The organism is Thiohalocapsa sp., assembly GCF_022340605.1.
In the GTDB taxonomy this organism is placed as follows: Bacteria; Pseudomonadota; Gammaproteobacteria; order Chromatiales; family Chromatiaceae; genus Thiohalocapsa.
The window spans coordinates 14,259-34,503 of record NZ_JAJDNQ010000051.1 but is presented as its reverse complement, the minus strand read 5'-3'; the positions used below and the strand labels follow the sequence as shown (position 1 = coordinate 34,503).

Sequence of the window (20,245 nt, the reverse complement as noted above, 5' to 3'; positions counted from 1 at the left end):
GCGCAGCCGGACGATCAGCGGGCTGATGAGCAGGCCGGCCAGGTCGCGAAAGCGCGGCTGCTGGCGCGGCATGGACGTGGGCACCAGGAGCCAGACGTCGTCCTGTCCGGTCCACTGGTGCAGCAGCAGCAGCCAGGCGGTGAGCAGCACGGAGAAGCGGGTGCAGGACTGCGCGGCGCTCAGCGCGTGCACGCCCTGGGTGAGCTGCGCGGGCAGCGCCAGGCCGCGCGTGGCGCCGTTGAAGGTCTTGGTGGGCGGGCGTGGATGGTCCGTCGGCAGTTGCAGCAGCGGTAGGTCGCCCGCGAGCTGCGCGTGCCAGTAGCTCGCCATGCGTCGGCCCCTGTCCGACGCGAGCAGGTCCTGCTCCCAGCGCACGTAGTCCGCGTGCCCGGCCTTGAGCGGCGGCAGGTCGATGGGCTTGCCGGCGGCGAGCGCCGCGAGGCCGGCGACGAGCTCGCGGCCCAGGATGCCCCAGGTCGGCGCGTCGCCGGCGATGTGGTGCAGCGCTAGCAGCAAGAGCGGCCCCGGCGCCGCGCCCTGGTACAGCGTCGCCCGGAACAGGCCGTTTTCGAGCGTGAACGGCCGGCGCAGGTCCGCCGCGGCGCGGCTGAGCAGGGCGTTCCGGTCGAGACCGCGGGCGTCGATCTCCTGCCACCAGTCGATGGGCTCAGTGGGCCATTGCGTGCCGGGAGCGCTGCCGGCGTGAAGGCGCACGGCGGTGCGCAGCATCGCGTGACGCGCCATCAGCGCCGCCACGGCGGCGCGCAGCAGGTCGGCGCTCACCGGCGTGTCGAACAGCAGCGGCAGCGCCGTGTTGTGTACCGGATCGGTCGGGTCGCCGGCGGTGGCGGCGAGGTAGCCGCTCTGGCAGTCGGACAGGGGGAGGGCAGTGGTGGATATGGGCATGGCAGGGGGTTCTTCCCTCGTTCCCAAGCGGAGAGAGCGGGCAAGCATCCGGCGTAGCAGCTTTTGTGGTAGCACCACTCGTGGTGCCGCGACCGGCGGCAAGGCAGGTCGTAGGTCGGAGCTGGGCGCCAGCAAGGGCGCGAGTAAGCCGTTGATTGTCGGGTTACTCTATCGCTAACCCGACCTACGATCCTCTGCTTGGGAACCGAATTGATTCAGATCGAAGATTCAGTCGGTCAGGGTCATCGTGAGCAGCAGGTTCTCCCGGGGTGCGAGGTCCAGCGCCAGGACGCCGTTGCGCACCCGGAAGCAGCGGCCGTCGAAGACCTCGCGGGCCGCGTCGCACAGCCCCATCACCGCCAGCGGCAGCTCGATGCGGCTGGGCTCGGCGGCGTTGTTCAGCACGGCGACATAGGCCCGGCCGCGGCCGTGGCGGGCGAACGCCAGGTGCCGCGTGCCGGTGCTCAGGAAACAGTGCGTGCCGTCGTTGAGCACCGGCTCGTCGCGCTTGAGACGGGCCAGGGTGCGGTACAGGGTGTGGAAGCCGTGGTCCCAGCGTTCCTCGCGCCATTCCATCGGGTAGCGGCAGCCCTCGACGCTGTCGGCATGGCCGCCGAGGCCCACCTCGTCGCCGTACCAGATGGACGGTGCCCCCGGCAGCAGGAACTGGAGCATCACCGCGCCGCGGTAGCACGCCCAGTCGAAGGCCGGGCCGTGGTGCAGGCGATGGATGTCGTGGGAGCCGAGCAGGTTGAGCTGTAGCGCCACGTGCTGGCACGGCAGCCGGTCCAGGGTCTGGCGCAGCATGGCCGCAAGCTCCTGGCCGGTCGCCGGCGCGCGCGGCTGGGGCGGGAAGTCGGGGCCGTCGGCCTCGAAGCGCACCCGCTCGCCGAGCCAGCGCCGCAATGGGCTCGCGCAGCCGAAGTAGTTCATGGCGCCGTCCCACTCATCGCCGCGCAGGTAGGCGCCGGCGTCTTCCCAGTGCTCGCCGACGATGTAGGCATCCGGCTGCTCGGCCTTGACGGCCCGGCGCACGCCGCGCCAGATGGCGTGACCGAACTGATCCGGGCCGTGGCGGCCGGTCATGTTGGCGACGTCGAAGCGCCAGCCGTCGATCTGCCACGGCGGCTTCAGCCAGTGGCGGACCAGCGCATCGTCGCCCTCCCAGATGATGCGCCGCAGCGCCCGGCTGCCGTAGTTGAGCTGCGGCAGCGTCGGCACGTCCCACCAGCAGGCATGGCCGCCGCGGCCGTCGGGGTAGTAGAAGCCGGCCTCGGGCGCGTCCGACTGCCGCCGCGCGCGGGCGAGCCAGGGGTGGTCCGAGCCGGTGTGGTTCAGCGAGACGTCCAGCACCACCCGCATGCCGCGCGCGTGCGCGGCGGCGGTGAGCGCCGCGAGCGCGGCGTCGCCGCCCAGGGCCTCGTCGACGTGGAAGTAGTCGATGCAGTCGTAGCGGTGCGTGGTGCGGGCACGGAACACCGGGGTCAAGTAGAGCGCGCCGACGCCGAGGTCGCTCAGGTAGTCGAGCTTGCGCGCGATGCCGGCGAGGTCGCCGTTGTAGAAATCCAGGCAGCGCCCCTCGGCGTAGCTCGGCGGCGGCGCGAGCCAGTCCATGATGCGCGGCTCGCCGCCGTCGAAGCGGTACTCGCCGGGGCGGCGGCCCACGCTCGGATCGCCCTTGCAAAAGCGGTCCGGAAAGATCTGGTAGAAGACGGCGCCGTGCACCCAGTCGGCGCCGGCGAAGCCCGGCAGCAGCGTCCAGTCCCGGTCCTCGGTGGGGTTGATGGTCTGCACGCCGCCGCGGGTGAAGAAGCGCGGGCCGGCGTCGGTGTGGCAAAGAAAGTGCCAGTGGATCAGGCCGGCGTGGGGGATCGGCAGCGCCGCCTCCCACCACGCAAAGCGCGCCCCCTCGCGGGTGCGCCGCATCGGCAGGCGCGCCGAGTGGCCGCTCAGCACCGCGCGCACGTCGATGCCCCGTAGCGGCGCGTCCTTCCACACCTTGAGCCGCAGCCGCACGCTGCCGCCGACGGCTGGGTCGAGGTTCGAGACATGCTCGGCATTGACGGCGAATTGCAGGGACCGCTGCCAGTCCGTGCGATTGACGACTTGTTCTGCGCTCATCGGTGGAACGGCAGGCTCAGCGCTGGTGAAGATTCCGCGATCGGTCTTGGTCCGATCCTTGGCGGTACTCGGTGTAGGTCGGGTTAGCGATAGCGTAACCCGACCTACGATCCGCTCGTTTTCGCGGTTGCGAGCAATGCTTTCTCGGTCTCTTCGCTTATCCACTCTACTTCCGTGACGTTTCAGTCGTTTTTGAACCGTTCCCTACGGCAGCCGCTTGATAGGCAGTCGCGACGGGTCTCCTTTACATCCTCTCAGTCCGCGGCGAGGCTGGCCACCACCGGGAAGTGGTCGGACGGGTAGCGGCCGTCGCGCGACCAGGTATCGGTCCAGGCGCGCCGGATGGCGAGGTCCGACGACGCCAGAATCCAGTCGATGCAGACCCGCGCCTGGCCGGTGAAATCGTGGCGCGTGCCCTGGCGGCCGGGCCGCTCGTCGAAGACGTCCCGCAGCCGCCGTGCGCCGGTCAGCGGCAGCGCCGTCAGCGCCGCGTGCTCCGGGCTTGTGGTATCGGCGTTGAAGTCGCCGGTGAGCACCACCGGCACGCCCGCCGGCGTCGCGCCGATCCAGCGCCCGAGCAGGTCCACAGCGAAGCCGGTGAAGGCGCTGCCCCAGTGGAAATGGGTGTTGTAGAGGTCGATGCGCCCGCCGCCGTCGCGGCGCTCCAGTCGGGCCAGGGTGACGATGCGCGGCAGGTCGGTGCCGGGCCCCAGGCTCGCGGGCCGGTGCGGTGTCTCGCTCAGCCAGCGGGTGTGCGTGTCCAGGAGCCTGAAGCGGTCCGCGCGGAAGAACACTGCACAGTGCTCGCCGGGCGCGGGCTCGCTCGGGCGCGGCGAGTGCACGCCGGCGAAGCGGCCTTGGCCGACCACGTCCCAGTGCGGAAAGCGTGCGCGGATGGCGTCGATCTGCTCCGGCATTGCCTCCTGCGTGGCCAACATGTCCGGGTCGATGTGCGCGAGACAGTCCAGCAGCCGCTCGCGGCGCCGCGGCCAGGCGTCGGCGCCGTCCGGCGCGGTGGCGAAGCGCAGGTTGCAGGTGCAGACGGTGAGCGAGGCGGTGTCGGTCATGGTCAACTGTTGAGCTCGGCGGCCAGGGTGGCGACGGGCGCGGCGAGGTCCCGATACAGGCTCGCCGGCAGCGACCACTCGTTGCCGGGCTTGTCCGGGTCCAGGTAGAAGCGCCCAAGGCCCGCGACGACCCCGGCCATGCGTGGCATATCGTAGCCGCGGTCGCGCAGGCGCGGCGCCAGGTCGCGCCGCGCCAGATCCAGCAGGGCCGGCCGCTCGCTGGTCAGGCGCAGGGCGTTGAACAGGTAGACGCCCATCTCCATCGCCTCCAGAAAGCCGGGCCGGTGCTCGCGCAGGGTCCATTCGACGTCGAAGTCGATGGGCCGCACCCGGCCGCTGGGATCGATGACTTCGTTGTCGCCCCAGCGGTCGCCGTAGATGACGCCGCGCTCGTGGGCCTGGCGCAGCGTGTCCACGACGGCGGCGACGGCACCGAGATCGCCGTCCTTGACCGCGGCATAAGCGGTGCGGCCCTCGATGAGCTCGATCAGCATCCAGTCGTCGCCCTCGGCCAGCAGCGCCGGCACCGGCAGGCCGAGCGCCCGGGCCTGGTGGAGGAACGCGATCTCCTCGCCGATGCTGCGCAGCCGGAACAGCCCGCCCAGCTCCGGGAAGCCGGTGTGCACGTACATGGCGTTCAGGTAGTCGAAGATCTCCCGCGAGGACGCGGCGCGGCGCATCCGGAACACGGCCTGCGCCTGCTCGGTGCGGATCAGCAGCACGTGGTTCAGCGCGCCCTCGTTGGCCGGGTTCGTGATGCGCGCGTTTCGGCCACCGGGAAACAGTTCCAGCGCCGCCTCCAGCGCGGCGCCCACCGGCTCCGGCAGGCGGGCGATGACCTCGGCGGCAGTGCTTGTGGTGGTCCGGCTCATGCGTGCGCCCCGCCGCGGATGAGCTGGTCGAAGTAGGCGATGGTGCTCACCAGGCCGTCGTCGAGGCAGGTCCGCGGCTGCCAGTCGAGGGTGCGGCGCGCGAAGGCGATGTCCGGCCGGCGCTGGCGCGGGTCGTCGGTGGGCAGGGGCTCGAAGACGATCTCGGCGCCGGAGCCGGTGTGGTCGATGACCTTGCGGGCCAGCTCGAGCATCGAGAACTCCGACGGATTGCCCAGGTTCATCGGGCCGATGACGCCGGCATCGGTGGCCATCAGCCGGATCAGGGCATTGACCAGGTCGTCCACGTAGCAGAACGAGCGCGTCTGCTTGCCGTCGCCGTAGATGGTCAATGGCCGGTCCTTCAGCGCCTGGACGATAAAGTTGGACACGACGCGGCCGTCGTTTGGATGCATGCGCGGCCCGTAGGTGTTGAAGATGCGCGCCACCTTGATCTCCACGCCATGCTGGCGGTGGTAATCGAAGAACAGCGCCTCCGCGCAGCGCTTGCCCTCGTCGTAGCACGAGCGCGGGCCGATCGGGTTCACGTTGCCCCAGTAGGCCTCCGGCTGCGGGTGCAGCGCCGGGTCGCCATAGACCTCGCTGGTGGACGCCTGCAGGATGCGCGCCTTGGTGCGCTTGGCCAGGCCGAGCATGTTGATCGCGCCATGGACGCTGGTCTTCGTGGTCTGCACCGGGTCGAGCTGGTAGTGGATCGGCGAGGCCGGGCAGGCGAGGTTGTAGATCTCGTCCACTTCCACGTAGAGCGGAAAGGTGATGTCGTGGCGCAGCAGCTCGAAGTGGGGGTTCGGCAGCAGCTCGGCGATGTTGTCCTTGGTGCCAGTGTAGAAGTTGTCCACGCACAGGACATCGTGATCCAGCTCCAGCAGGCGTCGGCACAGGTGGGAGCCGATGAAGCCGGCGCCGCCGGTCACCAGTGAGCGGGTGCGCAGGTGCACGGTCTTGTTGGCCATGTGCGGTGTCAGTCTCCAATCAGCGTGAGCATGAGGCGGCGCTGCTGCGGCCCGCGGCGATGCTCCCACAGGAACACGTCTTGCAGTCGCGACAGGGCCAGCGCGCCGTTCTCGAAGGGCAGCGTCAGCACGCTGGCGGTCAGGGCCGAGCGGATGTGCGACGGCATGTCGTCCGGGCCTTCGCCCGCCAGCAGGTAGTCGTCCCCCTCGGGGACCAGGCCGGCGAAGAAGCGCTCGACGTCGGGGGCCGCGTCGCGCTCCTGCACCAGCAGGCTGGCGGAGGTGTGCAGCAGCAGCAGGTTGCAGAGGCCGTCGCCGAAGTCGGAATCCCGGATCAGCGCGTCTACCTGTTCGGTCACCGGCAGCAGTGCGCGGTTGCCGGGGGTATCGACGATCAGCGTTTCGCGATGCATGCGCATCGGTCAGCACCTCGTTGGCTGGTGGGCGAGGTCACGGTCTCCACCGTGCTCGTCGAAGGGCGCCGCCGGGTGCGCGGCGGCGCAACAGGGCCCCGGGCGGTCGTCGGCTCCGGCGCCGGACGGGGCGCCGGCCGTGACGCCGGACGGGGCGGGGCTGCACAGGCCATGGGCGTGCAGGCCATCCCGGATGCCCATGACCCCCGGGTGCGAGCTCAGGTGGACATGCGGCAGGTCGCGCACGGCGGCGACGAGCCCGGCCTCGGCGTTGCCGACGGCGACGCCGGCGAGCCCGGTCTGGAACAGCGACAGGTCGTTCAGCGTGTCGCCGGCGACGACGACGCGATGATCGGCGAGGCCGCAATGCGCCAGCAGCCGCAGCAGCGCCGGCCCCTTGGAGACGCCCCGCGGCAGCACGTCCAGGTAGCGGCCGTGGGAGAGCAGGCAGTCGAAGCCGGCGCCGTGGATCTTGTTCACCGTGGCGGCCGGCAGCGTGTCGGGGTCGCAGTAGTAAGACACCCGGTAGCGGGTCTCGACGGGCTGCGGGACGAGGTTCGGGTCGTCCGCGAGCAGGGCGCGCACGCGCGCGTTGGCCCCGCCCCAGGCGGCCGCCACCCAGTCCTGGATCGGCGCGATGGGCGCCAGCGTGTGGCCGTCGAGGATCTCCGTGCCGATGTCCGAGATGATGTAGCGCGGCCGCGGCACGGTGGGTTCGCCGGCCGCCGGCGGGTCGAACAGCGGCAGCGTGTTCTCCAGCTCGCGGCCGGTGACGAAGATCAGCACGAGCCGCTCTGCGAGGTCTTGCAGAAGGCGATAGAAGCGCCCGCGCTCGGCAGCGGTGCCGCCGAGGAAGGTGCCGTCGAGATCGGTCGCGAGGACCCAGCGCTCGGGCGTCATCGCTCGCCACCCTGCGTGCCGGCATCGGCGACGATGTCCAGCAGGGCCTCGAAGACGCCGGGATGCCCGGCCAGGATGCCCGCGGATTCGAGCGGCCGGTAGGGGGCGCCGCGCCCTTCGGCGATGCGGCAGCCGGTCTCGGTGAGCAGCACCGACGCGGCCGCGGTGTCCCAGCCATCGAGCCCGACCTCCCAGAAGCCCTGCAGGTGGCCCGCCGCGACATAGCTCAGCTCCAGGGCCGCGCAGCCGAGGCAGCCGGCCTCGGGCAGGATCACCCCCAGGCCGGCCCGCAGCACCTGCTCGCTCTCGACATCGATGGCCGAGCGCAGGCTGCCGTCGGGCTTCGGCTCACCGTCGCCGGGGGCAGCGCGGCGAAATGCCGCCTGCTGGGCGCGCCCGACGTGCCGGCACAGGACGAGCACGGCGTCGGCCAGCGCGAAGTCCGGGGTCGGCTTCACGCTGCCGCGGCCAGCAGCGCCCGCACGCGGGCCTCGATGCCGGCCTCGTCCAGACCCTGGTGCGGGATCTGCTCGGCCTCGCCGCCGATGCCGGCGCGCGCGCTGCCGAGATGGCCGTAGGCCGGGGTCAGGCCGCGCTCCAGGAGCCAGGAGCCGTAGCGGCTGCCGAGGCCGGTCTTGCGGTTGAGGGCCTCCACCACCAGCACGAAGGGCGCGCGGCCGACGGTCTCCAGCATCGCCTCGTCCGGCACGTTGAGCGTCGGCTTGTTCACCAGGCCGAGGTCGATGCCCTCGGCGCGCAGCCGATCCACGACGTTCAGGCAGCGGTAGAGCATCTCGCCGAAGCTGACCAAGTAGCCGGCGCTGCCGGCGCGGATCAGGTCGTCGCGCCCCGGCTCGAAGCGGTAGCCATCGCCGAATAGCGGCGTGCCCGCCTCGCTCCGCATCTCCGGCACCGGCGAGCGGCTGGAGAAGATGAAGCGCAGGCCCGGCCCGGTGAAAATCCGCTCGACGCAGGCGCGCATCTGGCCGGCATCGGCGGGGTAGTAGAGTCGGGTGGTGTCGCCCTCCGCCAGCCCGTTGTCGGCGAACAGCAGGTTCAGGCCGAAGTGGCAGGTGTTGTCCACCAGATCGTCCACGCCGGCGTGGGACAGGTTGCAGAGCACGTTGGCCCGGTTCAGCCGGGCCATGAAGATCTCCGACAGGCACATCTCCAGGAAGGCGGCGTAGGTGCCGAAGATGCCCTGCCTGCCGGGGGCGTGGCCGAAGCCGGCGGCGGCGGAGAAGTTGGCGCGCTCCATGATTCCGCCCATGCGGAAGACCTCGGGGTAGGTCTGCTCGATGAGACCCAGGCCGCACGACTCGCCCAAGTCGCTGTCGATGCACAGCACACGCTCGCGGCGCTCCTGTGCCGACATCTCGCCGAGCAGGCGCACGACGGTGGCCCCGAAGGTTCGCCGCGTCTTCGCGGACGGCAGCCCGGGCGGGAAGCTGTAGACCCGCTCCGCCGGCACCGCGTCGGCGAGCATGCGCACCGCCTCGTCGTAGCCGCGCGCCTCCAGGTAGCGCATCGCGAGCTTCGGCTCCAGGGCGTCGTGGCCCCGCGGCGTGCCCTCCACCTCGGGGATGCCCGGTGCCATCGGGCGATCGTTGATCAGCGCCACCGGCCCCGGCGTTTTGACCGCGGCGCAGAGGCGCTGGAAGGCGTTGGCGATATCCTCGCCCGGGCCGCGCAGCACCGGCAGGCCGTGACCATGGAGCGTGCGGGCGACGTCGAGCTTGAGATAACGGGACGGGGCGCCGCTGCACGTGGAATCGTTGTTGTCGATGAGGAGCTTGATGCCGAGCCCCAGGCCCACGGCGTGGCGCGCCGCCTCGGCGTCGTTGCCCTCCTGCTGGGAGCCGTCGGAGCCCAGGCAGAACACCGCCTTGCCGGGGTTGGCCAGGGCGATGCCGTTGACGTAGGGCCAGAGATGGCCGAGCCGCCCGCTGCTGAAGAAGATGCCGTCCTCTTCGCGGCGCTCCGGGTGCCCCGGCAGCCGCGAGCCGGGCTCGCGGTAGGTCATCAGGGCCTTCGCCGGCAGGTGGCCGTGCAGCGCTGCGAACAGGTACTGGGTGGCGACACGGTGCCCGGCCTCGTCGAAGAAGACCGGCACGAAGGCGTCCGGGTCGCCACGGAACAGGGCATCGAGCAGCACCACCTCGGGCACGGTGTCATAGGCGCCGCCGGTGTGGCCGGACCAACCCTTGGCCGCGGACAGGGCGGTGAAGAACACGATCGCGGACCGGCACAGGTCGATGTTGCGTGCCAGCGTGGCCTGTTGCTCCGGCGTCAGGGCCGGCTCGTCGGCGCTGAGCGACAGCGGCTCGTAGCGCATCAGCGGGATCGGGAAGGCGGTGGACATGGTGCGTCGGGCTCCAAAGTCGGCATCGGCCTTGGGTGGAAATGAAATGGGAACGGGTCGCGGCGGGTGTTACATCAGGCTGACCCCGCCGTTCACGCACAGGTACTGGCCGGTCGCAAAGCCGGCATCGGCGGCGGCGAAATAGCGCACGGCCGCGACGATGTCGGCGGGCTCGCCGACGCGGCCCATCGGCACGCGCCCGGTCTCGTAGGCGGCCTTCTTGCGCGCGAAATCCGGCTCGGCGAAATGTCGCTCCACCGGCACCCAGCCGGGCGCAACGGTGTTGACTGTGATGCCGAACGGGGCCAGCTCGGTGGCCATGCTGCGGGTGAAGCCGAGCAGCGCGCTCTTTGCCGTCACGTAGGCGCTGTAGTGGTTCACGGTGCGAAAGCACACATCGCTGCCGATGGTGACGATGCGCCCCCAGCGCGCCGCCTTCATTGCCGGCAGGCAGGCGCGGGTCAGCAGGTACGGGGCCTTGACGAAGTCGTCCAGGGCCGCCTGGTAGATGGCCCAGGGCTGCTCCTCGAAGGGCACCTGCGGGTGCGGGCCGCTGGCGTTCAGGACCAGCACCGCCACCGGCCCGAGCCGGTCCGCGATTTGCCGGTACAGCTCGTCCACGGCCGCGGGCTCGCGCACGTCCGCCTTCAGCAACATGCCCGTGCCGCCCGCCGCTTCGACCTCCGCGAGGACCTGCCCGGCACGCCCCGCGTCGTGCGCATAGTTGATGCCGACGCGCATGCCGTCCCGCGCCAGGCCCAGTGCGATGGCCCGCCCGAGCCCGGCGCTGGCGCCGGAGATGAGCGCGACGCGGCCGTGGGCGTCGCCCTGTTTCGATGCACTCATGCCGGGCCGGTGCCGGCGAGCCGCCGGCGCAGGTTGGCGAGGCTGCGCACGGTGCCGGCGCGGACATCGCGTGGCTCCTCGTACTCGATGCCCCAATAGCCCCGGTAGCCGGTCTGAAGCAGCAGGCCGATGATCGGGTCCCACGCGATCTCGCCCTCGCCGAAGGCGCGGAAGGCCGGGCCGCCGTCGGCCCAGCACACGTCCTTCCAATGGCTGTACCTGACCCAACGCCGCGTCCAGCGCAGGGCCATCAGCGGGTCCGTGCCCTGATCGAGGTAATTGGCCGGGTCGTAGTTCAGCCCGACGGCTGGGCTCTCGATGCCCTGCATCAGTCGGGCGACGCGCTGGCCGGTGGCGGTCGGTCCGCCGTGATTCTCGATGATGACCTGCACGCCGCATTGCTCGGCGTGGGCGCCGACTGCATTGAAGCCTTGGTGCAGTCTCTCGAACACGTCGTCACCGGGGGCGTCGTTGCGGTGCTCGCCCGAGAGCAGGCGCACGAAGGGCGCACCGAGCTCCGCGGCGGCATCGACGAACCAATGGGCATTGCGCAGGTGCTCATCCCGTGCCGCCGCATCCGCAGTCGCGAAGTCATTGCGCCCGGCCACGCACAGGATCGAGACGCCGGCCTCCACTGCCGCGCGCCGAACCGCGGGCAGTGCACCCGGATCGGGCACATGGGACAGGTGCTTGGGGGCGCCGGGATGGGCGTTCAGCTCCACGAGCGGCAGACCGATCTCCGCCGCCGCGGCGAAATAGGCCGGGATCTCGTAGTCCCGCCAGCCCCAGGCGGCGCAGACGAAGGTGGAGGCATCGGTCATCGCTTGGCCCGCCCGCGTTGGAGCGCCGTGCTCGGTGCGACGGGCGCCCGGTCGCGGCGAGGGCGCCGCTCCCGGCGGACGAGCACGGCGCTGGCCGGCATCGTGATCGAGGCCGAGGTGAGCTGGTCGGCGGGGGTTGGTGGCAGCATGGGAGTGTGTGTCGGCATCGCTGAAAACGAATTGGACTGGGCTGTGCAATGCGCCCCACTCAGCCCGGTCTGTTGCTCGGCCAGAGTCCGGCCAACAGATAGCGTGCAATGCGCAATGGCCGCTTCTGGCCGGCGAGGCCCGTGACCGGCGGGGCGAGAATCGGGCTCACGATCTCGAGCTTGACCGCGCCCAGCGCGCATTCCGGCTTGCTGAAGTAGCGCAGACAGACACCGGACCCGGCACCCGGTCCGTGCTGCTGGTTGCTGTTCGTGCCAGTGGTCAATGGCTGGAAACCGTGCGCGGTGACGGCTCGGCACATGGCGCCGAAATCGGCGCCGCCGGCCGGGCGGAACGCGACATGGCCGATGTCGGGCGCCATGCGCGAGAGGCTCGCGCGGCAAGCGGGATTCGGGTTCTCTGGGCAAAAGACCTCGATGCGGCAACGGGCATCGCCGATGCGCTCGGCCATCGTGACGCCGACGATGAGGTCGGTCTGGCCGCAGCGGGCGCGCAGCATGCTCGCAACGACGGTGCTCTCAAACTGCTCGACCACGCGAAAGCCGAGCCCCGCCATGACGCGCGCCACTTGGTCGCGGTCGCCGCGCGGCACCATGACCCCCACGTGATCGAAGGTCAGTTGGTCGGCGAGCGGCTCGGGCAGCAGTGTGCCGAGCAGGCCGTCGCGGTCGGCGAGCCGGGATTCGAACAGCGCCGCGACCCGTGCTATGGCCGCCAGCGGCGATGCGTCCGGCTCATGACAGGAGAAGCTGTCGATCATAGATCGGGCCCCGCTTTGGTCTTTGCAGCAGACACGCCGGCGTCGCGGCTAATGGGAATAGAACCGGCGGATACAGTCGGCGACATGGTCGATCTGTGCATCCGTCAGGTGCTCGTTGATGGGCAGCGACAGGATGCGCCGTGCCTGGTCTTCGCAAACGGGGAAATCGCCCGGTCCATAGCCGAGGTCACGGCAGGGCGCCTGCAAATGAATCGGAATCGGGTAATGGATCTTGGTATCGATGCCCTGCCCGGCGAGATAGGTCATCAGCGCGTCGCGCGCCTCCACCTGCACGACGTAGGTGTGAAAGACCTGATGGGCATTGGCGCGGCGCGGCGGAATGACGACACCCCCGACCCCGGCCAGCAAGGCGTCATAGCGAGCGGCATGCCGCCGTCGCGACTCGGTAATGGCCGCAAGACGCGCGAGGCCGAAGCGCGCGATGGTCGCCTGCATGGAATCGAGCCGGCTGTTGAAGCCGAAATGGGCGATTTCGTCGCGGTTGCGCAGGCCGTGATTGCGCAGTCGCCGCAACCGCTCGGCCAGCTCCGCCGAGCTGGTGGTGACGACCCCGCCGTCGCCACCGACAGGCAGGTTCTTCAGCGGATGCAGGCTGAAGCAGCCGGCGCTGCCGAAGGCGCCCACGGATTTGCCGTCGAGGGTCGCGGCGACGGCCTGCGCGGCGTCCTCGATGAGCGCCAGGCCGCGTTGCCCCGCGAGCGCCAGCAGCGTCGGCATCGGCGCCGGGTTGCCGGTGAGATGCACCGGCAGGATCGCCCGGGTGCGCGGCGTGATGGCTGCTGCAACACGCTCCGGGTCCAGGTTGTAGTCGGCGCCGACGTCGGCGAAGACCGGGCGCGCGCCGGCCGCGACGATGGCCCCGGCCGTCGCGATGAAGCTGTTCGGCGCGGTCACCACCTCATCGCCCGGCCCGATGTCCAGCGCCTTTAGGGCGAGGAACAGGGCATCGGTGCCGGAATTGACACCGACCGCGTACTCGCTGCCGGACAGCCGCGCGAATTCCTGCTCGAAGCGGGTCACCGACTCGCCCAGGACGAAGTCCGTATTCGTCAGATGGGAGCGCAGCGCCGCCGCCAGCTCATCGTGATCGAAGTGCCGGTCCAGGGCCAGATACGGGACTCGCATGATGGCGTCAAGGGTCATTCAGATTAAGCCAGGTCGATGGATTGCATCAGGCGGATGTTGTAATAGCGCACGTCTTCCATCGGATCGGGGATGCGCCCGGCCGTGAAGGCAGCGACCAGGTCCTGTACCGCGTCCTCGATGGTATGGCGCGGAGTGAAGCCGAGCTCCCGCGCGATCTTCTCCGAGGAGATGTGATACGAGCGCTGGTCGTTGCTCGGCGTCACCTCGATGGGTACATCGCCGACCACGCCCTTGACGATTTCCGCGAGCTCGCGCACGCGGTGGTTCTGGTAGCCGGCATTGAACACCTTGCCGTCGATGGCCTCATCCGGTGCCTGCAATGCCAGCAGGTAGATGTCCACCATGTCCTGGATGTGGATGTTCGGGCGCTTCTGCTCGCCGCCGAAGACCTTGATCAGGCCATTGTTGACGGCATGGTTGGTGAGGATATTCACGGTCAGATCCAGGCGCAGCCGCGCCGAGAAGCCGCACACCGTCGCCGGGCGGATGACCAGGGTCGTGAAGCCCGGCCCGCGCGCCTCGGCCAGGTAGTCCTCGCACAGCGCCTTGTATTTGGAATAGTCCGTCAGCGGCTCCAGCGGCAGGTCCTCGGTGACGTTCTCGGTATCCTTGATCCCATACACGCTGGATGACGATGCGTAGATGAAGCGCTTGACGCCCGCCGCTTTGGCGGCATCGACCAGGCCAATGAAGGCGTCGTAGTTGATGGACTTGCCGAGCGCCGGGTTGAGCTCGTAGCTCGGGTCGTTGGAGATGCAGGCGAGGTGAATGACTGCATCGGTGCCGGGCATGACGCGGCGCAGCAGCTTGCGGTCGCGGATGTCGCCCTGCACCTCCTCCAGGCGTGGATGGCCGCGCACCTCGGCGAGGGCCGCTTCGCCATACAGATAGAGATCGATGACCTTGACCGCATAGCCCGCTTCCAGCAGTTGCGGCACCAGGACGGCACCGATATAGCCGGCACCGCCGGTGACGAGGACGGAATGGATGGCGCTCACGGCTGGCTCCCATTGTGATTGGTCATGAAGGTATCCAGAATGCAGTGACACAGGGAATGGTGCAGGACCTCGGTAACGCCATAGGACAGGCACGGCACATAGAAATTGGTGTCGCCGAGCGTGCGCAATGGATTGTCATCGCGGAATCCGGACAGCGTGATCAGGCGGCAGCCGCGCTCGCGCGCGGCATGGCTTCCCGCGAGGATGTTCGGTGACTGCCCGGAGCTGCTGATGGCGAGCAGGATGTCGCCAGGGTCGGCGAACAGGCGAATCGGCTCGGCAAAGACCTGCTCGTAGCGGATGTCATTGCTGACCGCGGTCAGCAGCGCCGGGTCATTGAATGCAATCGCCCGCACGCCGCCGTTCTTCGCATAGTCGGCGGCCATGTGGCTGGCGATGGCGGCACTGGCGCCATTGCCGATGAACATGATCTTGCCGCCGGCGCGGCGCAGCGCGTCGATGGCCGCGCTGGTGTCGAGGACGCCGGCAGTGACATCCATGCGCTCGCCGGCGGCGTCGGTGACGACGACCCGGCGGGTGCGGTCGATAAAGTCGCGGTAATAGACGTCCGGGTAGGCGGTGCTGTCGTCGGGGGCCGGCGCGAGGCTGCCGTCGCGCGCGACGGGCAGCGCGGACAGGCCGGGTGGCGTCGGCCGGGGGGCGGCGGCGCTCGCGGGTAACGGCGCAGCGCCCGCCGTCATCGCCGTGCCGCACAGGAAGTCGATCAGCTCCTGTCTGCGCACCGGCCGACGGTTGCCGACGATCTGGATCGCCAGCGCTCCGGCGGCGTTGCCGAGCATGGTGGCGACATCGAGCGGCAGCCCGGCGGCGACGGCGGGCGCGCAGTAGGACAGAAAGGCATCGCCGGCGCCGATGGCATCCACCAGCGCCGTATCGTGCAGGGGCTCGGCGGCGAGCGCCGAGCCGGCCCGGTCTACGGCGAGGCAGCCGCGGCTGCCCAGGGTCACGATGAAGGCGTCGGCTTTGACGGCCCGGGCCAGCCCGCGGGCGATGTCGTCGATGTCGCCATCACGGGAGGCCGACGCCAGGCGCGCCTCATGCTCGTCCAGGCAGACGATGTCGGCGCGGGCGTAGCGAGTGATCAGGTTGAAGCCGGCGTTGGCGGAATTGGTCTGGGCGTTGATGGCCAGCCGGCAGGCGCCCTGCTGCAACGCATCGACAATGCGCTCGCTGAGAAAGCCGTGACCGTAATCGGCGACGAGTACCAGGTCGTACCCCGGCAGCACCGCCCGCAGGTGGCCGATGACCTCGTCCTCGATGTCGCCGCTCAGGAAGCCCTCCGGCAGGCTGTTGATCTCGAACAGCTTCTGCCGATGCTTCCGGCTCACGTAGCGGCGCTTGATGACGCTGCTCGCATCCGGGCGATGAAAGAAGCGGGCGTCGATGCGCGGATTCAGGTGGCCGCGCAGGAAGCGCTCGCGCGAATCCTGCGCCCCCAGCACGCTCACCAGGTGCACGGTCTCGCACAGCTCGGCGACGTGGTTGGCGATGGCGAGGATGCCGCCCGCGTGCGCCTCCGCGGCGTGCTGGCGGTGGGCGACCACGGACGACTTCGAGGCCATGCCGAGCGGCTCGCAGTGGTGGTACTCGTCGATGATGGTGTCGCCGACGATGCACACCCGCAGCCCCGCGATGGCGTCCAGATAGCCGACGACGTCGTTGATGGCGAGCACGTCGGCGGGTGCTGCTGCTGCCGGGGCGATTGCCGGGGTTGTGGCCGCAGGCACCGGCGCAGCCACCTCGGCGGACAGCGGGCGGTCCTCGGCGCGTCGGTCCTCGAAGCCGAAATGCGCGCCGAGCAGGGCCGTGGACGAGAACACCACCTCGCGGGTGAAGCGCAGCTGGGCGCCCACCTCGCGCACGGCATCCACCTCCGGCTGGAGCTTGCCGGTGGAGTCTTCCAGGGTCTCGAACTCCTGGCCCTTGACGAAATAGGACGGGCGCAGCAGCCGGATCGTCTCCTCCGCCGTCGGCCAGCGATTGATCGCGACGAAGTCGACACAGGCGAGGCTGGCGATGGCGTAGGCGCGCAGGTCCTCCGCGAAGGCCGGCCGGTTGCTGCCCTTCTGCACGTAGCGGTCCGGCGTCACGGTCACCACGAGCACGTCGGCGCAGCGCTTCGCCGCTTCGAAGTGCTTCATGTGCCCCGGGTGCATCAGGTCGAAGCAGCCGTGGCAATGGGCGATGGTCAGCCCGCGGTTGCGAAGCTCGGTGCACTTGGCCGCCAGCGCGTCCAGATCGAGGACGCGCTCGGCCGGGGCCGCAGTCGCGGCCGGCTTGAGCTGGGCGACGACACTCGGGGAGCTCATGGCAGGCGAGGGCATGGCGTTGACCTATGGCAGCGGGGCGCGCTCATACGCGGTGCGGCGCCGGCTCGGCGTCGAGACCGGCGGCGAAGAAGTCGTCCAGGATGCGGCTGTAGTGGGACGCGAAGCGCAGTTGCCCGAGGGCGTCGCGGGCGACGTAGGCAAGGTGCTGGCCCTCGGCGAGCGCGATGGCCTCGGGCTCGACCTGGAGCCACTGCCAGAAGATGTGCTCGGTGCATTCGGGCCAGCGGTACTCGCGGAAGAAGCGTGGGCGCGGCAGTTCGATGCCGATCTCCTCGCGGATCTCGCGCAGCAGGGCCTGCTCCGGCGTCTCTCCGGGCTCGACGTAGCCGCCGAGCAGCGCCCAGGTGTTCGGGCAGGGGATGTCCGGCTTGTCGTCGCGCAGCACCAGCAGCACCTCGCGGCGCGCGTTGAGCAGAATGCAGTCCGCGCCCGGCGGCTCGCGGGGCGGTGCCGCGGTGGGCATCACGTCAGGCATGAGGGCGGTCTCCAGGGGTAGCGCGGGGAGTGCCGTGGGCGGCAGCGGGGTCGCGGGCGGCGGCCAGGTTCTGCCGCATGTGGTCCAGGCTCAGCGAGCCGATCACGGCGGCACCGACTGCGGCCGGTGCGGTGGCGAAGGCGATGGCCGCCGCGGCGTCCAGGTGGCCGCTGGCCAGGGCCTTTTTGACCAGCACGCCGACCCCCGCCGCGGCGGCCTCCGCCAGCACCGGCGCGTGAGAGGCATCGTCCAGGTTATAGGTCAGCATCAGCACGTCGGCCCAGCCCAGGGCCGCGCGGGCGCCGGCTACGGTTTTGCCGGACAGGCCGATGCAGCGGGCGCGGCCGCGCTCCCTGGCCTCCATCAGCACTGGCACGGCGTCGCTGTGCGCGAGGATGTCCAGGTCGTGGCCGTCGGAATGCAGCAGCAGGATGTCCACGGCGTCGGTGCGCAGCGCCCGCAGGCTGGCGTCGATGGACCGGCGCAGACCGGCCGCCGAAAAGTCGAAGGTCGAGCGGCCGTCTCCGAAGCGCTCGCCCACCTTGGTGGCCAGCACGATCTCGTCGCGGCGCGCGGCGAGGTGCCGCCCGATGAGCGCCTCGCTGGTGCCATAGGCCGGTGCCGTGTCGATCAGGTTGATGCCCAGGTCGACGATGCCATGCAGCAGCCGGCCGACGCCGGCGGCGTCGGGCAGCGCATGACCCCGGGGATATTTGAGCCCCCGGTTGCGGCCGATCTTGACGGCGCCGAAGCCGATCGGCGCCACCTCGAGGCCCGTGCGGCCTAGGCTGCGGCGGTCCATGGCACCTCTCTCTCCCACGGTGGTGGCGCCAGCGCCGGAGCCGGCCAGCCGCGGCGTTGGCGCTCGAGCAGGGATGCCCGCGGCCGCTCCCCGCGCGGTTCCGGGAGCAGCGGCGCGGCCAGTGCCAGCACCCGCTCGGCCAGGCGCGGCACCAGCGCCAGCTTGGTGGGCCAGGCGGTGATGACGCGCCCGTCGATGCGCGCGAAGGCATCCGCGGGCCGATGACCACCGGCGGTGGTGACCTCGGCCTTGTCGGCGCGGTAGGCGGCCCACTCGGTGCCCGCGAGCGAGCGACCGCCGAGGGCCGCCTCGACGATGCGCCGGCCGCGGCGGATGAAGGCGCCGCTGTCCAGGTCGATGTGGTCCTCGGAGACGCCGCCGCCGATCTGCCAGACGGTTCGGCCCGCCGCGTCCCGGTCGCTGGTGATGGTGACCAGGGCCGCGGCGCCTTCGATGCAATGCCCGTTCAGCACCGGCAGATCGCCGCGGGCCAGCAGCATCTGCACCGAGCGCACTTGCATCAGGTCCGTGCTCAAGCCGAACCGCGCCCGCAGCGCGGCATTGCCGGTGCCGGCCGCGAGCACGACGACGCGCGCCTCGATCACGAGCGGCAGGGCCCCGGCCGCCGCCGAGCGGTCCGGGTCGAGAACGATTTCGACATCCCCGTCGGCGCGCCGCTCGATGCCGACCGCGTCCGGCTCCACGCGCAGCAACCGGTTCGCGAGGGGCCGGGCCAGGTTGGCGATGAGCCGCCGCGGGCTCACGACCTGCTCGTCCAGGCGGCAGACCTCGCCGCGTACGTCGGCGAGGGCCGGTGGGCGGTCCTCGTGCCGCAGCGGCACCGGCGTGACGCGGAGCCCGCGCCGTGCGCCCACCAGGCCCAGGCGCCCGAGCACCCGGCCGCTGTGCCAGAGATGGCAGTACGGCGCGCGCAGCACGCCGTCGGTGAGCGCCGGCGCGCGCTCGCCCGCGAGACACTGCCGCCACACCGACGGCATCGAGCGGATGGCCTTCGCCGATGCGCTCAGCCTGCCGTCCAGCGTGTACTTGAGCCCGCCGTGGATGATCCCCTGGCAGGCCGCCGTCTGCCCCTGGCCGAGACGGTCCGCCTCGATCAGCAGCGCCGAGTGCCCCGCGCGTACCAGCCGGTTCAGAATCCACAGGCCCGAGGCCGAGCCGCCGAAGATGACGGCGCCCAAGGCGACGGACCCGGCCTCGGACCCGGCCCGGTCGGCGGGGGTGCCGGCGGCGGCTGGACGCGTGTCGTGCAAGTCAGGCCCCGTAGCCATCGGCATGCGTCCGGTGCCAGTCCCAGGCGCTTTGGATGATGTCGTGCAGGCCGGGGATGCGTGGCGTCCAGCCGAGCAGGTCGCGGGCCTTGTCCGCGGCGGCGATCAGGCAGGGTGGATCACCGGGGCGGCGCGGGCCGATGCGGGCCGGGATCGAGTGCCCGGTGACGTCGCGCGCGGCCGCGATGACCTCCCTGACCGAGTAGCCGTCGCCGTTGCCGAGGTTGTAGGCGCCGGGCTCGGGGGCATCGAGGGCCAGCAGGTGCGCGCGGGCGAGGTCGAGTACGTGGATGTAGTCGCGCACGCAGGTGCCGTCCGCCGTCGGATAGTCGTCGCCGTGGATTTGCACCGACTCGCGCCGGCCGAGCGCCACCTGGAGCACGATGGGGATCAGGTGCGTCTCGGGGTCGTGGTCCTCGCCGAGCGGGGGCGTGGCGCCGCAGGCGTTGAAGTAGCGCAGGTACACCGGGTACAGGCCATGGACCGCGCGGTACCAGTCCAGTACCCGCTCGAACATCAGCTTGGACTCGCCGTAGGGGTTGGTCGGCCGCTGCGGCTCCGCTTCCGTGATCGGCACCCGGGCCGGCTCGCCGTAGGTGGCGCAGGTGGAGGAGAAGACGATGCGCTTGACGCCGTGCTTCAGCATGGCGGCGGCGAGGTTCAGACCGCCTTGCAGGTTGTTGCCGAAGTAGCGCTCCGGCTGTGCCATGGACTCGCCCACCAGCGCGTAGGCGGCGAAGTGCATGACGGCATCGGGCCGGGTGCGGGCGATGGCCGCATCGATGGCCGCGGCATCGCGCAGGTCGCCCTCGATCAGCTCGGCGCGCGGATCGACGGCCCGGCGGTGTCCGAGCTCCAGGTTGTCGAAGACCGTGACGGCGTGGCCCTCATCGAGCAGCAGCTCGCTGGTCACGCTGCCGATGTAGCCGGCGCCGCCGGTGACGAGGATCTGCATG

19 protein-coding genes are annotated in these 20,245 nt (G+C 70.6%); all 19 read right to left on the bottom strand.

From position 1 onward, the window contains the following. On the bottom strand, window positions 1–906 hold a 906-nt coding region (locus LJE69_RS06945), incomplete at its 3' end, for a condensation domain-containing protein (protein WP_296923149.1). Window positions 907–1,134: 228 nt separating this feature from the next. Next, on the bottom strand, window positions 1,135–3,027 hold the full coding sequence (locus tag LJE69_RS06940) for a glycoside hydrolase family 13 protein (protein ID WP_296923146.1): 1,893 nt from the start codon (window positions 3,025–3,027) through the stop codon (window positions 1,135–1,137). A gap of 254 nt (window positions 3,028–3,281) precedes the next feature. Further along, on the bottom strand, window positions 3,282–4,094 hold the full coding sequence (locus LJE69_RS06935) for an endonuclease/exonuclease/phosphatase family protein (RefSeq protein ID WP_296923143.1): 813 nt from the start codon (window positions 4,092–4,094) through the stop codon (window positions 3,282–3,284). Between the two features lie 2 nt (window positions 4,095–4,096). Continuing rightward, a complete protein-coding gene (locus LJE69_RS06930; protein WP_296923140.1) occupies window positions 4,097–4,966 on the bottom strand; it encodes a hypothetical protein in 870 nt (289 codons plus the stop codon). After that, window positions 4,963–5,937, bottom strand: coding sequence for a UDP-glucuronic acid decarboxylase family protein (locus tag LJE69_RS06925; protein WP_296923138.1), 975 nt, complete (start codon window positions 5,935–5,937; stop codon window positions 4,963–4,965). The genes LJE69_RS06930 and LJE69_RS06925 overlap by 4 nt, the downstream gene beginning before the upstream one ends. 8 nt (window positions 5,938–5,945) lie before the next feature. Continuing rightward, the gene (locus tag LJE69_RS06920; RefSeq protein ID WP_296923134.1) at window positions 5,946–6,356 is read right to left on the bottom strand and encodes a secondary thiamine-phosphate synthase enzyme YjbQ; all 411 of its coding nucleotides are present in this window, start codon (window positions 6,354–6,356) and stop codon (window positions 5,946–5,948) included. Window positions 6,357–6,359: 3 nt separating this feature from the next. Continuing rightward, window positions 6,360–7,250: an HAD-IIB family hydrolase gene (locus LJE69_RS06915; protein ID WP_296923131.1), complete on the bottom strand. Its 891-nt coding sequence runs from the start codon at window positions 7,248–7,250 to the stop codon at window positions 6,360–6,362. After that, window positions 7,247–7,708, bottom strand: a complete 462-nt coding sequence (locus tag LJE69_RS06910) for an inositol monophosphatase family protein (protein WP_296923129.1) — start codon at window positions 7,706–7,708, stop codon at window positions 7,247–7,249. The genes LJE69_RS06915 and LJE69_RS06910 overlap by 4 nt, the downstream gene beginning before the upstream one ends. Continuing rightward, complete coding sequence (locus LJE69_RS06905) at window positions 7,705–9,612, bottom strand: transketolase C-terminal domain-containing protein (protein ID WP_296923126.1); 1,908 nt, start codon at window positions 9,610–9,612, stop codon at window positions 7,705–7,707. Before LJE69_RS06905 ends, LJE69_RS06910 begins: the two co-directional genes overlap by 4 nt. Window positions 9,613–9,681: 69 nt before the next feature. Continuing rightward, the gene (locus LJE69_RS06900; protein WP_296923124.1) at window positions 9,682–10,458 is read right to left on the bottom strand and encodes an SDR family oxidoreductase; all 777 of its coding nucleotides are present in this window, start codon (window positions 10,456–10,458) and stop codon (window positions 9,682–9,684) included. Further along, window positions 10,455–11,279, bottom strand: coding sequence for a sugar phosphate isomerase/epimerase (locus LJE69_RS06895; RefSeq protein ID WP_296923121.1), 825 nt, complete (start codon window positions 11,277–11,279; stop codon window positions 10,455–10,457). The genes LJE69_RS06900 and LJE69_RS06895 overlap by 4 nt, the downstream gene beginning before the upstream one ends. 208 nt (window positions 11,280–11,487) lie before the next feature. Next, window positions 11,488–12,207: a hypothetical protein gene (locus tag LJE69_RS06890; protein ID WP_296923120.1), complete on the bottom strand. Its 720-nt coding sequence runs from the start codon at window positions 12,205–12,207 to the stop codon at window positions 11,488–11,490. 48 nt (window positions 12,208–12,255) lie between these two features. Further along, complete coding sequence (locus LJE69_RS06885) at window positions 12,256–13,371, bottom strand: DegT/DnrJ/EryC1/StrS aminotransferase family protein (RefSeq protein WP_296923117.1); 1,116 nt, start codon at window positions 13,369–13,371, stop codon at window positions 12,256–12,258. Between the two features lie 5 nt (window positions 13,372–13,376). After that, on the bottom strand, window positions 13,377–14,372 hold the full coding sequence (locus LJE69_RS06880) for an NAD(P)-dependent oxidoreductase (protein ID WP_296923114.1): 996 nt from the start codon (window positions 14,370–14,372) through the stop codon (window positions 13,377–13,379). Continuing rightward, window positions 14,369–16,702, bottom strand: coding sequence for a PfkB family carbohydrate kinase (locus LJE69_RS06875; protein WP_296923112.1), 2,334 nt, complete (start codon window positions 16,700–16,702; stop codon window positions 14,369–14,371). Before LJE69_RS06875 ends, LJE69_RS06880 begins: the two co-directional genes overlap by 4 nt. A gap of 43 nt (window positions 16,703–16,745) precedes the next feature. After that, complete coding sequence (locus LJE69_RS06870; RefSeq protein ID WP_296923110.1) at window positions 16,746–17,198, bottom strand: NUDIX domain-containing protein; 453 nt, start codon at window positions 17,196–17,198, stop codon at window positions 16,746–16,748. After that, complete coding sequence (locus LJE69_RS06865) at window positions 17,191–18,000, bottom strand: aldo/keto reductase (protein ID WP_296923108.1); 810 nt, start codon at window positions 17,998–18,000, stop codon at window positions 17,191–17,193. The genes LJE69_RS06870 and LJE69_RS06865 overlap by 8 nt, the downstream gene beginning before the upstream one ends. Further along, window positions 17,982–19,289 carry an FAD-dependent oxidoreductase gene (locus tag LJE69_RS06860; RefSeq protein ID WP_296923107.1) on the bottom strand — a complete coding sequence of 436 codons (1,308 nt, stop codon included), beginning with the start codon at window positions 19,287–19,289 and terminating at the stop codon, window positions 17,982–17,984. Before LJE69_RS06860 ends, LJE69_RS06865 begins: the two co-directional genes overlap by 19 nt. Beyond that, entirely contained in the window at window positions 19,273–20,244 is a 972-nt protein-coding gene (galE, locus tag LJE69_RS06855; RefSeq protein ID WP_296923104.1) for a UDP-glucose 4-epimerase GalE, read from the bottom strand. The genes LJE69_RS06860 and galE overlap by 17 nt, the downstream gene beginning before the upstream one ends. Window position 20,245 lies beyond the last annotated feature (1 nt).

Excerpts from the sequence above, each read along its gene's own strand:
- LJE69_RS06940 (WP_296923146.1), bottom strand. The coding sequence starts at position 3,027 with ATGAGCGCAGAACAAGTCGTCAATCGCACGGACTGGCAGCGGTCCCTG.
- LJE69_RS06935 (WP_296923143.1), bottom strand. The coding sequence starts at position 4,094 with ATGACCGACACCGCCTCGCTCACCGTCTGCACCTGCAACCTGCGCTTC.
- LJE69_RS06930 (WP_296923140.1), bottom strand. The coding sequence starts at position 4,966 with ATGAGCCGGACCACCACAAGCACTGCCGCCGAGGTCATCGCCCGCCTG.
- LJE69_RS06925 (WP_296923138.1), bottom strand. The coding sequence starts at position 5,937 with ATGGCCAACAAGACCGTGCACCTGCGCACCCGCTCACTGGTGACCGGC.
- LJE69_RS06920 (WP_296923134.1), bottom strand. The coding sequence starts at position 6,356 with ATGCGCATGCATCGCGAAACGCTGATCGTCGATACCCCCGGCAACCGC.
- LJE69_RS06915 (WP_296923131.1), bottom strand. The coding sequence starts at position 7,250 with ATGACGCCCGAGCGCTGGGTCCTCGCGACCGATCTCGACGGCACCTTC.
- LJE69_RS06905 (WP_296923126.1), bottom strand. The coding sequence starts at position 9,612 with ATGTCCACCGCCTTCCCGATCCCGCTGATGCGCTACGAGCCGCTGTCG.
- LJE69_RS06900 (WP_296923124.1), bottom strand. The coding sequence starts at position 10,458 with ATGAGTGCATCGAAACAGGGCGACGCCCACGGCCGCGTCGCGCTCATC.
- LJE69_RS06895 (WP_296923121.1), bottom strand. The coding sequence starts at position 11,279 with ATGACCGATGCCTCCACCTTCGTCTGCGCCGCCTGGGGCTGGCGGGAC.
- LJE69_RS06890 (WP_296923120.1), bottom strand. The coding sequence starts at position 12,207 with ATGATCGACAGCTTCTCCTGTCATGAGCCGGACGCATCGCCGCTGGCG.
- LJE69_RS06885 (WP_296923117.1), bottom strand. The coding sequence starts at position 13,371 with ATGACCCTTGACGCCATCATGCGAGTCCCGTATCTGGCCCTGGACCGG.
- LJE69_RS06875 (WP_296923112.1), bottom strand. The coding sequence starts at position 16,702 with ATGAGCTCCCCGAGTGTCGTCGCCCAGCTCAAGCCGGCCGCGACTGCG.
- LJE69_RS06870 (WP_296923110.1), bottom strand. The coding sequence starts at position 17,198 with ATGCCTGACGTGATGCCCACCGCGGCACCGCCCCGCGAGCCGCCGGGC.
- LJE69_RS06865 (WP_296923108.1), bottom strand. The coding sequence starts at position 18,000 with ATGGACCGCCGCAGCCTAGGCCGCACGGGCCTCGAGGTGGCGCCGATC.
- LJE69_RS06860 (WP_296923107.1), bottom strand. The coding sequence starts at position 19,289 with ATGGCTACGGGGCCTGACTTGCACGACACGCGTCCAGCCGCCGCCGGC.
- galE (WP_296923104.1), bottom strand. The coding sequence starts at position 20,244 with ATGCAGATCCTCGTCACCGGCGGCGCCGGCTACATCGGCAGCGTGACC.